At 42.1% G+C, this 14,330-nt stretch carries 15 protein-coding genes and 1 other RNA gene; 8 read left to right on the top strand and 8 right to left on the bottom strand.

The window, feature by feature from the left end; all coding sequences use genetic code 11:
* Positions 1-45 precede the first annotated feature (45 nt).
* On the bottom strand, positions 46-2,175 hold the full coding sequence (locus H5114_RS12470; protein WP_182697777.1) for a TonB-dependent siderophore receptor: 2,130 nt from the start codon (positions 2,173-2,175) through the stop codon (positions 46-48).
* A gap of 471 nt (positions 2,176-2,646) precedes the next feature.
* On the opposite strand from H5114_RS12470, the gene H5114_RS12465 reads away from it, so the two are divergent.
* Positions 2,647-3,345, top strand: coding sequence for a dienelactone hydrolase family protein (locus H5114_RS12465; protein WP_182723105.1), 699 nt, complete (start codon positions 2,647-2,649; stop codon positions 3,343-3,345).
* A gap of 59 nt (positions 3,346-3,404) precedes the next feature.
* Here H5114_RS12465 and rnpB read toward each other — a convergent pair.
* Together rnpB and rsmI are read right to left on the bottom strand one after the other, a co-directional pair.
* Positions 3,405-3,758: RNase P RNA component class A (gene rnpB, locus H5114_RS12460), an RNA gene on the bottom strand.
* 54 nt (positions 3,759-3,812) lie between these two features.
* On the bottom strand, positions 3,813-4,655 hold the full coding sequence (gene rsmI / locus H5114_RS12455) for a 16S rRNA (cytidine(1402)-2'-O)-methyltransferase (RefSeq protein ID WP_124017508.1): 843 nt from the start codon (positions 4,653-4,655) through the stop codon (positions 3,813-3,815).
* A gap of 89 nt (positions 4,656-4,744) precedes the next feature.
* On the opposite strand from rsmI, the gene H5114_RS12450 reads away from it, so the two are divergent.
* The 4 genes from H5114_RS12450 (at position 4,745) to dolP (ending at position 8,180) form a co-directional block, all read left to right on the top strand.
* Positions 4,745-6,568, top strand: a complete 1,824-nt coding sequence (locus H5114_RS12450) for a penicillin-binding protein activator (RefSeq protein ID WP_124017507.1) — start codon at positions 4,745-4,747, stop codon at positions 6,566-6,568.
* Positions 6,565-6,891: a YraN family protein gene (locus H5114_RS12445; RefSeq protein ID WP_182697763.1), complete on the top strand. Its 327-nt coding sequence runs from the start codon at positions 6,565-6,567 to the stop codon at positions 6,889-6,891. The genes H5114_RS12450 and H5114_RS12445 overlap by 4 nt, the downstream gene beginning before the upstream one ends.
* 129 nt (positions 6,892-7,020) lie before the next feature.
* Complete coding sequence (locus H5114_RS12440; protein ID WP_124017505.1) at positions 7,021-7,614, top strand: phosphoheptose isomerase; 594 nt, start codon at positions 7,021-7,023, stop codon at positions 7,612-7,614.
* Positions 7,611-8,180, top strand: a complete 570-nt coding sequence (gene dolP / locus H5114_RS12435; protein ID WP_124017504.1) for a division/outer membrane stress-associated lipid-binding lipoprotein — start codon at positions 7,611-7,613, stop codon at positions 8,178-8,180. Before H5114_RS12440 ends, dolP begins: the two co-directional genes overlap by 4 nt.
* 38 nt (positions 8,181-8,218) lie before the next feature.
* Here dolP and H5114_RS12430 read toward each other — a convergent pair whose 3' ends face one another.
* Complete coding sequence (locus H5114_RS12430) at positions 8,219-9,094, bottom strand: DMT family transporter (RefSeq protein WP_182723104.1); 876 nt, start codon at positions 9,092-9,094, stop codon at positions 8,219-8,221.
* Between the two features lie 141 nt (positions 9,095-9,235).
* Between H5114_RS12430 and H5114_RS12425 the strand changes: the two genes are divergently transcribed.
* Entirely contained in the window at positions 9,236-10,105 is an 870-nt protein-coding gene (locus H5114_RS12425) for a LysR substrate-binding domain-containing protein (protein ID WP_182723103.1), read from the top strand.
* A gap of 45 nt (positions 10,106-10,150) precedes the next feature.
* On the opposite strand, the gene trpS is transcribed toward H5114_RS12425, so the two are convergent.
* The 3 genes from trpS to rpe are packed head-to-tail and all read right to left on the bottom strand — an operon-like array spanning position 10,151 to position 12,580.
* Positions 10,151-11,149, bottom strand: a complete 999-nt coding sequence (trpS, locus tag H5114_RS12420; protein ID WP_124017501.1) for a tryptophan--tRNA ligase — start codon at positions 11,147-11,149, stop codon at positions 10,151-10,153.
* Between the two features lie 42 nt (positions 11,150-11,191).
* Complete coding sequence (locus H5114_RS12415; RefSeq protein ID WP_124017500.1) at positions 11,192-11,881, bottom strand: phosphoglycolate phosphatase; 690 nt, start codon at positions 11,879-11,881, stop codon at positions 11,192-11,194.
* 27 nt (positions 11,882-11,908) lie between these two features.
* Positions 11,909-12,580 (bottom strand): ribulose-phosphate 3-epimerase, encoded by a 672-nt coding sequence (gene rpe / locus H5114_RS12410; RefSeq protein WP_124017499.1) that lies wholly within the window; start codon positions 12,578-12,580, stop codon positions 11,909-11,911.
* Positions 12,581-12,851: 271 nt separating this feature from the next.
* Here rpe and H5114_RS12405 point away from each other — a divergent pair, with 271 nt between their 5' ends.
* Positions 12,852-13,229, top strand: a complete 378-nt coding sequence (locus H5114_RS12405; protein ID WP_182723102.1) for a hypothetical protein — start codon at positions 12,852-12,854, stop codon at positions 13,227-13,229.
* Complete coding sequence (locus H5114_RS12400; RefSeq protein ID WP_182723101.1) at positions 13,229-13,408, top strand: DUF2970 domain-containing protein; 180 nt, start codon at positions 13,229-13,231, stop codon at positions 13,406-13,408. The genes H5114_RS12405 and H5114_RS12400 overlap by 1 nt, the downstream gene beginning before the upstream one ends.
* Positions 13,409-13,440: 32 nt before the next feature.
* On the opposite strand, the gene H5114_RS12395 is transcribed toward H5114_RS12400, so the two are convergent.
* Complete coding sequence (locus tag H5114_RS12395) at positions 13,441-14,277, bottom strand: Dam family site-specific DNA-(adenine-N6)-methyltransferase (RefSeq protein WP_182723100.1); 837 nt, start codon at positions 14,275-14,277, stop codon at positions 13,441-13,443.
* Positions 14,278-14,330: the final 53 nt, after the last annotated feature.

Genomic DNA, 14,330 nt, shown 5'->3' with positions numbered 1-14,330 from the left:
TTTATTCAACAACACGTAAATACTACTGCAACTAACCGTCTTAGTTTAAAAGTGATGTGATACCTGCAACACCACTTCTCGTGGTGCACCAGGGAAATGCCCATTACGTTCAGAGAAACCGCTCACGGCATATTGTTTATCAAACAGGTTTTTCACATTTAACTGAAATTGCGTATCTTGCCACCGAGTTGTCCAGCTCATATCAAACACAGTATAAGGCTTAACACGCTGCGCATCCGCGCTGATTTGCTCACTAACATAGTCGGCACCTAATGCAATAGAAGACTGCAAACTGTCAATCTCATAACGCGTCCACAAACCCGCTTGATGTCGCGGCGCATTAATAAACTTAGTGCCATCGGCATAAGTATCGCCCACATCGCCTTGAGTAACGCGGGCATCGTTGTAGGCATAATTGGCCATAATGGTCCAGTCGGCAGTAATATCGCCCACCAGAGTAAACTCAACCCCTTTACTTTCGACCTGCCCTAAACTAACCAAGGCAGGGATACCATCATCAAGACCGGTATAGTCAGGGTTACTCATGGCAACATCTTTTTTGGTAATTTGATACACAGCAACCGTGGTCATCATACTACCGTCAAACCACTGATTTTTAATACCGAACTCAACCTGCTCGCCCATTTCCGGATCTAAACTCGCGTCTTTACTTGCAGTTTCTTGATCGCCAAGGGAGGTCGGATTAAAACTTTCAGCGTAGTTAATATATAACGACGTATCGGTGGAGTATTTATAAACAACACCACCACGCGGTGATACATGGCTATCACTAAACTCAAAGCCAGTTTCTTTGTCAAAATCGTTAAAGTGATCGTAACGTAGTCCCATCAACAACAACCATTTCTCGCTTAAACTAATTTGATCTTGAACATATAAACCCGCGCGTTCGGTTTTAGTGCCATCACGATGTTGATCTTGTAAGTTATAAGTTGAAGGATCTGTTTCACCGTAATTAAGATCAAAAATGTTGAGATTAGCCACACCGTCAGCCTCGTAACGGGCACGCCAATAATCATAATCGCTGTTTACGTGATGATAATCTGCCCCAAATAATAAGGTTTGCTCAATATCAGTATCTAATCGATATACAAAATCTGACGTCACACTCACTTCTTGGTTAGCGCGATATTGTTTACGATATTCACGTTTAATGGTTTTATCATCAATATTGGCTTTACCATCGCCATTCACATCAACCCAACTTTGTGATTCGTGATACCCCTGAACGCGCTCGTTATCCAGATAACGCACTGTGGTATTAACACTCAACTCATCGCTAAAGTGATGTTGTAAGTTAGCTTGTAATATTGTTGCTTCAAGGTTTTGATAGTCGGATTTTTCATTCGCGTTATAGCTTGGATCCACTAAAAAATTACCCTCATCGTCAACGGGAACGCCACGTAAACGATTACCGCCTAAGTCTTGTTTGATATAATCAATGGTGGTTGTGAGCGCTGTATCATCGCCAAGTTGAAATAATAACCCACCGGTCAACTCGGTGTTTTCAGAGTCTGCATTATTACGAAAGCTGTCTTTTTGTTCATAAAAACCACCTAAACGATAGGCAACTGAATCTGTTAAACCACCTTTAGAATCAATTGACCCGCCCATACGATCGTTATCACCAGTGGTTAATGTCACTTCAGTATCTTGGACAAAGCTCGGCTTTTTATTGACATAATTGATCATCCCGCCAGGTTCTCCACCACCGTATAACGCAGCAGCAGGACCTTTTAACACTTCAACTCGTTCAATATTAAATAACTGCGGTACGCCGAATCCCGAAAAAGGGTCGCCTCTTACACCGTCATAAAACACATTGCTGTCATCACGAAAACCACGAAAGGTCACTCCCGAGTAACTGTAAGTGCTTACCCCCGCAATAGAACGATATAAGTCGGTGATTTCACGTGCCGCTTGGTCAACAATCAACTGTTCATTCAGCACCTGCACCGACTGTGGTAAATCCATAATATCAGTTTCAACTTTGGCACCAACAGACGTAGAAGATTCACGATAAAAGGTCTGTGCCCGCCCCATGACAGTTATTTTCTCAATTGACTGATTCGAATTCACAGCCGATTCATTAGCACTGACACTCAACGCTGGTAATAGTAGGCTTAACACCCCAATATTCGTAACCTTCAAATGCATGACACTTTACCTAGTAACAATCCATCGCTATAAAATTGCGTGCAATATAGCATCAAATACTAATGGCAACCATTCTCATTCAATAATTTACATTTGTGATATTTTGTTAATTATTATCCAGCACAGAATATTGCTAGCATGAAGTCATTGCAGTAGGTTGAGCATGCAGCAGTCAATAACAGCCGTTGTTATTCTTTGCATTAGTGTGAGAGTAAATTGAGGAGGTGTTAATTGGTCAAACATGCTATTGGCGACGTATAACCCCCTTTTCAGAATCAGATTATTGAAGTATAAACACACCTATTCGTTTGCAGCACAAATGGTTAATAGCAATGATTTTATTGAAATTATTATAGATAATGGCCTTCAATAGTCGTAAACAATAAACTGAGATATCAGCATATAAACACATTGTTCTCAATTGGCGCTAACATATATAGCCTAGCTAAATTCACCTAAACAGAGGTTCACATGACACAACAATGGATTACTATTATTCCTGACCAACCTTTTGCCGGATACCTGAGTTTACCTCCTACAGGCACAGGTCCAGGTCTGGTTTTACTTCAAGAAATTTGGGGAGTGAATGAACACATTCGTGCCGTTGCCGACAGCTATGCGCAAGCTGGTTTTGTGGTTTTCGCTCCTGACGTGTTCTGGCGACTCACTCCACGACTGGATTTAAACTATGATGACGCAGGTACCCAAAAAGCCTTTGAGTGTTACCAAACTCTGGATGCCGATCAGGCTGTTAGCGATGTTGTGACGGCAATTGATTTCCTTAAAACACGCCCAGAGGTCAATGGAAAAATCGGTATTATTGGCTACTGCCTTGGCGGTCAACTGGCCTATCGCAGTGCGGCTGCAAGTGCAGACATCAGCGCAGCTGTATGTTATTACGGTGGCGGTATTGCGAATTATTTAGATGTTGCGCCGCAGCTTAAGCAACCGATTATGTTCCATCACGGTGTACATGACGAACATATTCCAGCCGATGATGTTGCTAAAATTAAAGCAACGTTTGCTCATCACACTCATGCACAATTTTATGACTACCCTGCAGGACACGGTTTTAACTGTTGGGGACGTTCAGGAATGTATCATCAACCATCCGCGGCTTTAGCTCAGGGACGTTCACTGGCGTTTCTTGCCGAACAACTCTGCATTTAACCCCCAGCTGTCTGTAACATAAAAGGCCTCACATTGCTGTGAGGCCTTTTAGTATAAAGAGGTTGAGTTGGCCGATAAGCCGGGTCCTGTCGTGGACAGTTATTCATCTAGGCCTGCAATCGCTCACAGGCTCAAGCAACCTACCCGGTTCCAACGCGAGCAGCGCCATGCGGAACCCTATTTGGTCTTGCTTCGGGTAGAGTTTACCTTGCTACGGACTATTGCTAGCCGCACGGTGCGCTCTTACCGCACCCTTTCACCCTTACCATCTTAGCCGAGGCCAAAATGGCGGTCTCCTCTCTGTTGCACTTGTCGTCGGTTCACACCGCCCAGGCGTTACCTGGTACCCCGCTCTTTGAAGCCCGGACTTTCCTCCCCGTACTTACGTACGCGGCAACTGTCTGGCCAACTCGGCGCGGATTATAGCCTAAGCAGCGCAACAAACCAATGCCAAAGCGACCAGCTTTTTATAAATCCAGTTCTAAACCATATTTATATAGGGCATTTTTCTTTAAACCATGAATTTGCCCAGCTATAGCTGCGGCTTTCTTAAGCGGTAATTCTTCACAAAGTAACTTTAATGTAGCAACTGCAACCGCTGGAATACCTTCTTCATCAGTTAATGTAAAGCCATGGCACATAATGACCATTTCGCCTTTTTGCTGATTATCATCGGCTTCAACCAGTGCCAATACTTCAGCAGCGGTACCCGATAAAAAGGTTTCGAAGGTTTTAGTGACTTCACGAGCCATCACTATTTGTCTATCTTCGCCTAACACCTCAACAATAGCAGCAAGGCTATAAAGAATACGGTGAGGAGATTCGTAAAATATCAGCGTACGAGGATCTTCTTTAAGAAATTCAAGCTTATCGATACGCGCTTTTTCTTTGGAAGGTAAAAAACCTTCAAAACTAAAGCGATCAGACGGTAACCCTGATGCACTTAGGGCGGTAATGGCGGCACAAGCGCCAGGCAGTGGCACGACTCTGTGGCCAGCTTGGCGAACATGATTAACTAAATGATAGCCAGGATCAGAAATTAATGGCGTACCCGCATCAGAAATAAGTGCGATTGATTTACCTTCATTTAACTGTTCAACTATCCATTGCGCTCGGTCACGTTCATTGTGATCATGTAATGCCGTTTTACGGGTTTCAATACCAAAGTGACTCAGCAGCCTTCCGCTATGGCGTGTGTCTTCGCAGGCGATTAAATCAACCTGTTGCAGCACCTCTATTGCCCGAGCGCTGATGTCGCCAAAATTACCAATTGGGGTGGGAACAATATACAGCGCGACCATTTGGTCCATAATTACCTCGATAATGAATCTACCTGAGTCTTTCGCCAAGCGTAAGAGCAGGTTAAACTAGTGACAGCATCTTACCAGAGTGAAGCCAAGTGTTAAAAAGACTGAATACTACAAAATTCGTGTGCGCGTTGATTTTCTCTGTATTGGTGGTCGGTTGTGCCGCCAATAAACAGCAAGATAATATTGACGCAAGTGCATCGCTCGTTGCCGCTGAACATCCAGCTAAAGTTTATTTAGCCCAAGCAACGAATAGCAGTTTACCAGAAAAGCGTGATCGTTATTTATTACTCGCCGCTCACGCTTATATCAATGACGGAAACTTTAATTCTGCCGCTAAAGTATTAACCTCAATGCAGAAGTCGATGGTGACCGTTCCCTCGCTTCAAGCTGAGCATATATACCTGCGTGCGCGCATTGCAGAGAAAACCAATAGCAGCCAAGCTGCGCTGGATATATTACAGTATCCACCTCATTGGCAGTTACCGCGTTGGCAAATGGCGAGTTATCACCAATTTAAAGCCAAGCTGTATAAGAATACTCAACAACCAATTGATCAAGTTAAGCAATTAAGTCTGTTAAGTAATTACTTACCAAAATCTGAAACCTCTGCGATTAATAATGTCATTTGGAAGCTTCTACAGCCTTTACATGAAGAAACAGTGCAGTCGTTTATGCGCGATCAGTCTAATCCGATTTTTGCGGGTTGGTTACAATTAACCTATATTGCTAAGCATTATGCGGTTGAACCAACTCAATTAGTGCGTTATTTAGGTGAATGGCAGCGTAATAACCCTAATCATCCTGCGGCGATGAAATTACCTGCAGATCTAGAACAGGCACTCAATGCTAAGCCTTTTAGACCGCAAAATATTGCGGTGTTATTACCATTAAGTGGTCCACGTGCTGTGGTTGCTGAGCCCATTCGTCAGGGGTTAATGTCAAGTTACCTGTCAGACTATGACGCCAATGTATCAATTAACTTTTATGATACTCAGCAAGGTGTTGCTGCCGCTTATCAACAAGCCGTTGCCAAGGGAGCGGAATTTATCATTGGGCCATTATTACCCAATGAAGTTGAAGAATTACAGAAAGTAAATGATAAACAAAAAACCACTATTCCTCAGCTGTATTTGAATCAAACAGACACCTTTACACCACAACCAAATCTGTTTTATTTTTCATTGTCACCCGCGCAAGAAGCCAGTGATGCAGCACGTAAACTGTTTAATGATGGCGTCAAACTGCCATTGCTTTTAGCCAGTAATGACCCGATTGGTAAACGTATGGCCGACAGTTTTCAACAAACATGGCTGACATTAACCAGTAACGATGCCGAAGTGTATTTCTATGATGCTGGCGACCAAATGAAGTTGACCGTTCAAGAAGCATTGGGCGTAAAAGATAGCCAAGCACGTATTAGTAGAATGCGTGATTTATTAGGCAGTCGCTTAGAATCAGATTTTCGTTCTCGCCAAGATATTGATGCGATTTACATGATTTCTGGCTCACAAGATTTAGCCCTGCTAAAACCCTTTTTAGACGTTAACTTTAGTGTGTTCTCTGAACCGGTAACTTTATATACCACTAGCCGGAGCCGCCTTGAAAGTGAGTCAGCACAATCGGCACAAGAGTTAAATAACTTGATCATTAGTGATGTTCCTTGGCTAATGCAATCGAATAGCGAAACTCAAATGGTGTCAGAACTGTGGAGTGGTTGGAATAATAGCCAAAAACGCTTGTATGTCATGGGGTTTGACGCACTTGAGTTGGTTAATCGTTTGGCGCAAATGCGTGCGTTCCCAGGCTATCAATTTATGGGGCGTAGCGGCGCATTATCAGTGAAACCTAATGGCGTGATTGAGCGTCAATTGTCTTGGGGTAAATATACCCAAGGAAAATTAACACCACTATGAACAGTGGACAATTAGCTGAGCAACGTGCACGAACTTATCTTGAACAACAAGGTCTGATATTTGTTGCCGCTAATGTCCGCTATCCATTTGGTGAAATAGATTTGATTATGCGCCAGCAAGATGTATGGGTGTTTGTGGAAGTCAAATTTAGAGCGTCAAATCAGTTTGGTGGCGCCTTAAATGCACTTACAAATAAGCAAATCACCCGGATAAGATTAGCCGCGGATCATTATTTACAAAGACAAAAATTGAATCCACCTTGTCGCTTTGATGTCATTGCGATGAATATTGATGAAATAAACTGGCTACAAGGCTGTTTTTAAGCGGCAATTGATTACCATAACCTTGATTTATGGCATCATAGAGTCAAATCACCAAGTCTTACTGATGAGCGATATTAAAAAGGCCAATCAGAGACATACGTAGACATAATTTAGCGTAAGGATTGTTGCATGTTAGAACGTATTAAAGATAGTTTCACCGAATCGATTCAAACTAAAATTGATGCTGCTGAAGCATTGCCAGAATCGATTGAAAAAGCGGCCGAGATGATGGTGCAATGTCTACTTGGCGGTAATAAAATTCTGTCATGTGGTAATGGCGGCAGTGCTGGCGATGCTCAACACTTCTCAGCTGAATTATTAAACCGTTATGAAATTGAACGTCCACCTCTACCGGCTATTGCATTAAGCTGTGACACGTCAACCATTACGGCTATCGCCAACGATTATAGCTACGATGAAATTTTCTCGAAGCAAATTTTAGCTTTAGGACAACCTGGTGATATTTTATTAGCGATTTCTACCAGTGGTAACTCAGGTAACATTATTAAAGCCATGGAAGCAGCATTAAGCCGTGACATGACAATTGTTGCATTAACCGGTAAAGACGGCGGCGCAATGGCAGGTTTAATGAGCGCTGGTGATGTAGAAATCCGTGTACCGTCAAACGTGACAGCACGAATTCAGGAAGTTCATTTACTGGTTATTCATTGTTTATGCGATAACATCGATCGCACCTTGTTCCCACAGGACGAACAAGCATGATAAGAGGGTTACTCATCATCTCGATCCTTGCGATGTTGCAGGGATGTGCTGGTGCGGTCATGGTTGGCGCCGTTAGCGGTGCCAAGATGGCAAACGATGAGCGCAGCATGGGCACGCAAATCAGCGATACCAATGCTGACTTTGTTATTGCCAGCGCATTATCAAAACATGATGACCTCAACAATCAAACCCATATCGCTGCCATTGTGATGAACAAAAATGTATTGATGATAGGCCAAGCGCCTAATTCAATGCTGCGCGATAAAGCCGTTAAAGTCGTACAAGATTTACAAATTGGCGGCAAAATACATAATCAAATCCGTATTGGCACACCAACCTCATTTACCACTCGCAGCAATGACACTTGGGTCACCACCAAAGTAAAAGGCCGCATGCTGAATGAGAAGTCGCTCGATATTACTCGCATTAAAGTCATTACCGAAAACGGCGAAGTGTTTTTGCTTGGGTTAATTGACCGCAAACAAGCTGATTTAGCCGTTGATATCGCTCGAAATACAGCAGGTGTTCGTAAAGTAATTAAGGTTTTTGAATACACTGAATCTTAATCCTGCTGTAGCTAACAACTTATCGCGATTTAAAAAATTCATCCTGCATTTTGCTCGATGAATTTTTTTTGCGATCTTTTGGCTTGTATCCAAGGGATAACCAGTGACGGTAACACAATAAAACTAGCGCCTAACCAACTTAGTCCATCAAGCCATTCGTCAAAAAATAACCAGCCCAAGAAAACACAGAACAACAAACCTGTATATTCTGCCACCACAATTTGACTGGCTTGCGCTTGACGATACGCTAAGGCACAAAACCACTGGTATGCGAGTAAAAATACGTTACTTAACACTGCGATGACCACTAAAGAAACACTTATTCCCTCTATGCCTTGTACTAAGGCCATCACAAAAACTAACGGCATACTAAGTAAATTATAAAGCATTAGCGTAACGATTGGACTTTCTGTACTAGGTAACTTGCGCAGTGCCAACTGGTTAATCGCAAACGTAAATGCTGAAATTAATACCGCAATACCAAACCAGTTAATTTCACTTGGGCGCAGTAAAATAATAATGCCAATAAACCCCAAAATAGCCGCTAACCAATGCGCTGCAGTAACGGTTTCTTTCAAAAACAAAAATCCCATTAATACAATCATTAATGGCGCTGAGTAAAATAACGAACTCACTGTAGCAATCGGTAGCGCAATTAAGCCCATAACTAAACATACAGCGCCAATAGCGCCGGTATTAGCCCGCACTAAATGCACCTTTACGTGGCGGCTGGTTGGTTGGTTAGCCGCCAACCACAAAGGCAGCAACATGATTACTGATGTTAACTGTCTAATTAACAGAAATGTTGCAGCGCTACTGCCCTCTGGGAGCCATTTTATAGACACATCATACATAGCACTAAAAAGGTTACCGACGACCAATAACATCATGCCAATGGCGATTGTGGATTTCATTGTACTTACAACCTAAGAATCAATAATTGGCTGCATCATATCCTTAGCAATTTATATCGAATAATGATGTTTTTAATCAATGCATGAGTTAAATTCATACATAGTAAATTTTATTAAAATAAACTCATATTTAAGGTGCATATGCGTAAACTACCACCACTGAGGGCACTACAAATATTTGAAGCGGCTGCAAGACATGCGCACTTTTCTCGGGCGGCAACTGAGCTTTGTATTACTCAAAGTGCGGTATCGCATCAAGTGAGGCTGCTTGAAGCTCATTTTGGTGAACGATTATTTAGCCGCGAAGGCAGGCAACTCTGTTTAACCAGTAAAGGCAGTGTGCTTTATCATGAGCTAGAACGAATATTTAATGAGCTGAATGATTTAAGCATGCAAATCACTGGAGACAGTAATGATCAACTCCGTTTAGCGGTATACAGTTCATTTGCCATTAAGTGGCTCATCCCTCGCTTAAGCGATTTCCATCGATTGCATCCACAAATTAAAATTCGCCTAGATATGATCACCGACGACCCACTGATGAGTGATAGTGTGGCTGATATGTTTATTACTGGGCAAAGTGGCCAACCCGGTTATGTGCATCGCATGTTACACCAAGAGAGACTGATCCCAGTGATCTGTCCTGGGCTGCTCAATACCGACCTCTCGGCGCTGAGTGTATTACGTCAGCATGCATTACTTACCGTTGACGAAGGGCCAATAGGCTTTGATTGGGAGCGCTGGTTAACCGTTAATGGCATTAGCATAGCAGCGACACAACAACAGCATGTATTTAGCCATGTGTTGTTAGCCATTGAAGCGGCAATTGCCGGTCAGGGTATCGCGCTAGCGTCAGATTTTATGGTAGAGCGAGATATTAGTAAGGGAGCATTAGTCGCGCTTGACTTACCCGCTATGTTGACTGGCTTTGAATTCAATTTTAGCTGTAAACAACGACGTTTAAAGGAACCTGCTATCGCTGCGTTTGTGCAATGGTTAACCAAAAAATAAGCCAGCAATTTGCTGGCTTATCAGTAACAATAGCTAAAGTTTTACTTACACGATAAGGCCAATTTTTTCGTAGACTTTTTTAATGGTCACTTCTGCACGCGCTTGGGCTTTTTCAGCACCTTCCGCCATCACTTGGCTTAGGAATGCATGATCGGCGCGGAACTCTTTAAAGCGAGCTTGTAATGGCTCAAGCATACCAACAACCGCTTCACCGGTAGCCACTTTTAAATGGCCATACATTTTGCCTTCAAATTCTGCTTCTAAAGATGCAATTGACTGCCCTGTACAACCTGACATTAAACTCAGTAGATTAGACACACCCGGCTTTTGTTCGATATCAAAACGCACCACAGGCGGCTCTTCACTGTCAGTCATGGCTTTTTTCACTTTCTTTAAAATCGCTTTAGGATCTTCAAGTAAACCAATAACGTTATTGCGGTTGTCATCTGATTTGGACATTTTCTTTAGTGGGTCTTGCAGTGACATGACCTTAGCACCATGCTCAGGAATAAACGGCTCAGGAATAGTAAACGTGTCGCCATAAGCATTGTTAAAACGAGTGGCAATATCGCGAGTCAATTCTAAGTGTTGCTTCTGATCTTGACCAACTGGGATTTCATTAGCTTGATACAGCAAAATATCTGCCGCCATGAGCACAGGATAACCATATAGCCCAACGTTAATGTTATTAGCATGCTTTAAAGACTTATCTTTAAACTGGGTCATGCGGTTTAACTCACCCATTTGGGTGTAACAGTTTAATACCCAACCAAGTTGAGTATGCTGCGGCACTTGCGACTGAATAAATACGGTGCTTTTTTTAGGGTCAACACCACACGCAAGGTACAAGGCTAATGTATCTAAACAGGCTTCACGGAGTAACTTAGGATCTTGACGAACCGTGATGGCATGTAAATCAACAACACAATATAGGCAATCATGACTATCTTGCATGGCAACCCATTGACGAAGTGCGCCCATATAATTACCTATGGTTAATTCGCCTGATGGCTGCGCACCGCTGAGTACTATGGGTTTAGTCATGTGTTTTATTGCTCCAGATTATCTTTTTGAAAATTAAAATTATTATGAAAGTAAGTATTGCTCTATATCAGCAAAATTTTCGCATACCGCATGGGGATGACTTAGGCCGATATCTTCGCCGTAGTTGTAGCCATAGGTCAAGCCAATAGACATAACATTGGCAGCTTTAGCTGCTAAAATATCATTCTTTGAATCACCAATCATCAGTAATTGCGACTCATCCAATTGCCACTGTCCAAGCAAATGCTGCAACGGCATAGGATCCGGCTTCATTTTGGCTAATGAATCGCCGCCGAGCACTTCGCTAAACACATCATCGAGACCAAAAGCACTTAATATCGGCAAGGTAAAACGATAAGGTTTATTGGTGACGATAGCCAGTTTAAAACCAGCTTGTTTTAGCTTTTGTAACGTGGTGATCACCCCAGAGTACAAACGACTATGCGTATGTAAATGCTCACTATAGTAAAGCATAAATAGTGGCATCGTTTTCTCAAGTAATGCCTGTAGCTCAGGAGTATTTTCTGCCATGCCAGAGGCATAACTTAATGCACGTTGCATTAATACACGCGCACCATTTCCGACCCAACTCAGCACTAGCGCTTCTGTTACGGGTGGATATTGGCATTGTGCTAATGTGGCATTGGTGGCTGCAGCTAAATCAGGCACACTGTCGATTAATGTACCATCTAAATCAAAAGCGATAGCGCTAATGTTTGACCATTGCATCATGTTAAGTCCTAATAATACGAAAAGACGTTATGATACCGTAGCAAGTTCTGCACGCATTTGATCAATAACAACTTTATAATCTGGTTGATTAAAAATTGCCGAACCCGCGACAAACATATCTGCACCGGCAGCCGCGATTTCAGCAATATTGTCGACCTTTACGCCACCATCGACTTCTAAACGAATATCAAACCCACTCGCATCAATGAGTGCACGAACTTGGCGAAGTTTGTCTAATGTATGCGGAATAAATGACTGACCACCGAAACCTGGGTTAACCGACATCAATAAAATAACATCAAGTTTGTCCATTACGTGATCTAAATAATGCAATGGTGTGCCGGGATTTAAGACTAAACCAGCTTTGCAGCCAGATTCTTTAATAAGCTGCAAGGTACGATCAACATGCTCTGAGGCCTCTGGGTGAAAAGTAATAATTGAAGCGCCAGCTTTAGCAAAGTCAGGAATAATGCGATCGACGGGTTTTACCATTAAATGTACATCAATATCTGCAGTGATGCCGTAATTACGCAGTGCGGTACATACCATAGGGCCAATGGTTAAATTAGGAACATAGTGATTGTCCATTACGTCAAAGTGAACAACGTCCGACCCCGCATCTAATACGGCTTTAACATCATCACCTAAACGGGCAAAATCGGCGGACAAAATTGATGGTGCAATTAAAAATGGGCGCATAATCTTCTCTATTGGCAGATCAAAGTGTCGACATTTTACCCTTTGCAGCCGCAACCCTCTAGTCTCACGCGAGAAATAACCACTCTGAAACTGGAATTTAGTCGAAAATGCCAACATTGGTCAACTTTGTTATTTTTTAAACAGAAACCAGTGTTCAATAACTAAGCTATTTTGCTATAATGAGAAAATGTTGTTATGTTTATGATCCAATATAAGATCTTACATCTGTTGTAGTATCAATCGATTTTACACCACGGATAGGGCAAAATTTATGCTTAAGTACTTAATACGCAAGCTTTCTGGTCGTGATGGCAAATTATTGTCAATACAGATTTTTGCTGTTTTTGCGACATCAGCTTCGGCACTATTGCTAAGCCAAGTATTAATGAGCACCGAAAATAACTCTGCCAATAGTAAAGCCTGCGTGTGTAATAGCGGCACCAACTACAATACTAGCTTGCCAAGTAGTCATCCTACCAATCGATGTGCAGAACAATCAAACGATGTGAGCTGGGGAAATTGGGTTACAGGCAACAGTCGCTCAAGCCAATTTCATTTCATTGATCTACTTGAACTGATCCACGGCCACAAAGATAAGCCATTAAATGATATGCCAACATCTGGCAGCCCAACTCAGATATCGCGTTAATGTCTATTTGGCGAGTATTTAGTAGTACTGTAGCAGCTTTTTTTGGCGTGCAGACAGAACAAAACCGTCAAAAAGATTTTCAAACTCAATCTCCTCTGCCCTTCATCATCATGGGAATTATCTTAGCAATTACTTTAGTGATTTCAATAATCTTGATTGTTAACCAAGTATTAACTTAATTACCTGCTTTGCTAGATATGCCACTGTAATATTATTCTTCTTCACGATAATGATGGTCATATAACGCCATAATTTCGTCGACTTTATTACGTGAACCACCTTTAGGACTAATATTACGTTGCACCGAAATCGTTGAACAAGATGCACCGCGATATAATTCTCGAGTTAACGGAATATCATGGTTACTGATCAGCACAGGAATATTTCGCTCATGAGCAATAAGCCGTGAATGACGTGCAAGTAATGCTTGATCGTCTAGGCTAAAACCAGGGCCGGCATAAGTGGTAAAACTGGCTGTTGTCGATAAAGGTGCATAAGGCGGATCACAATAAATAACATCGCCGCTTTCAGCAATATCAAAGGCTTGTTCGTAACTTATACATTTAAAGATCGCTTTTTGCGCTTTTAATGAAAAATAACGAATTTCGGCTTCTGGAAAATAAGGTTTCTTGTAAGAGCCAAACGGCACGTTAAAACCACCTTTACGATTGTATCGACATAGACCATTAAAACCATGACGATTCATATACAGAAAATATACTGACCGAATAAATGGATCGCTACAGAGATTAAATTCTGCACGAATACGATAATAGGCATCTTTGTCATTCATCTCATCGACAAACATTGCTTTTGCCGCTTGAATGTATTTATCAGGCTGTTGCTGAACAATTTGGTATAAATTGATTAAGTCTTGATTAATGTCACACAACAAATAATCATCAAACTGAGTATTGAGGAATACCGAACCCGCGCCAACAAAAGGTTCAATGAGTCGATTGCCTACTGGAAGGTGTTTTGCTAGCTCATCAACGAGCTTGTATTTACCGCCTGCCCACTTTAGAAAGGCTCTATGCTTTTTTATCATGAAAAGGAATTATACCAGCAAAATTAAAGCTGAAGATTGTACTCTGTTTAACG

The sequence above is a fragment of the Shewanella sp. SR43-8 genome, from assembly GCF_014163775.1.
GTDB lineage: Bacteria > Pseudomonadota > Gammaproteobacteria > Enterobacterales > Shewanellaceae > Shewanella > Shewanella vesiculosa.
The sequence above is the reverse complement of the archived record's forward strand: the minus strand, read 5'-3'. Positions and strand labels throughout refer to the sequence as shown.

What these genes read in the sequence shown, in the direction of transcription:
- H5114_RS12470 (WP_182697777.1), bottom strand. Translation starts at nt 2,175, where the DNA reads ATGCATTTGAAGGTTACGAATATTGGGGTGTTAAGCCTACTATTACCA.
- H5114_RS12465 (WP_182723105.1), top strand. Translation starts at nt 2,647, where the DNA reads ATGACACAACAATGGATTACTATTATTCCTGACCAACCTTTTGCCGGA.
- rsmI (WP_124017508.1), bottom strand. Translation starts at nt 4,655, where the DNA reads ATGGACCAAATGGTCGCGCTGTATATTGTTCCCACCCCAATTGGTAAT.
- H5114_RS12445 (WP_182697763.1), top strand. Translation starts at nt 6,565, where the DNA reads ATGAACAGTGGACAATTAGCTGAGCAACGTGCACGAACTTATCTTGAA.
- H5114_RS12440 (WP_124017505.1), top strand. Translation starts at nt 7,021, where the DNA reads ATGTTAGAACGTATTAAAGATAGTTTCACCGAATCGATTCAAACTAAA.
- dolP (WP_124017504.1), top strand. Translation starts at nt 7,611, where the DNA reads ATGATAAGAGGGTTACTCATCATCTCGATCCTTGCGATGTTGCAGGGA.
- H5114_RS12430 (WP_182723104.1), bottom strand. Translation starts at nt 9,094, where the DNA reads ATGAAATCCACAATCGCCATTGGCATGATGTTATTGGTCGTCGGTAAC.
- H5114_RS12425 (WP_182723103.1), top strand. Translation starts at nt 9,236, where the DNA reads ATGCGTAAACTACCACCACTGAGGGCACTACAAATATTTGAAGCGGCT.
- trpS (WP_124017501.1), bottom strand. Translation starts at nt 11,149, where the DNA reads ATGACTAAACCCATAGTACTCAGCGGTGCGCAGCCATCAGGCGAATTA.
- H5114_RS12415 (WP_124017500.1), bottom strand. Translation starts at nt 11,881, where the DNA reads ATGATGCAATGGTCAAACATTAGCGCTATCGCTTTTGATTTAGATGGT.
- rpe (WP_124017499.1), bottom strand. Translation starts at nt 12,580, where the DNA reads ATGCGCCCATTTTTAATTGCACCATCAATTTTGTCCGCCGATTTTGCC.
- H5114_RS12405 (WP_182723102.1), top strand. Translation starts at nt 12,852, where the DNA reads ATGCTTAAGTACTTAATACGCAAGCTTTCTGGTCGTGATGGCAAATTA.
- H5114_RS12400 (WP_182723101.1), top strand. Translation starts at nt 13,229, where the DNA reads ATGTCTATTTGGCGAGTATTTAGTAGTACTGTAGCAGCTTTTTTTGGC.
- H5114_RS12395 (WP_182723100.1), bottom strand. Translation starts at nt 14,277, where the DNA reads ATGATAAAAAAGCATAGAGCCTTTCTAAAGTGGGCAGGCGGTAAATAC.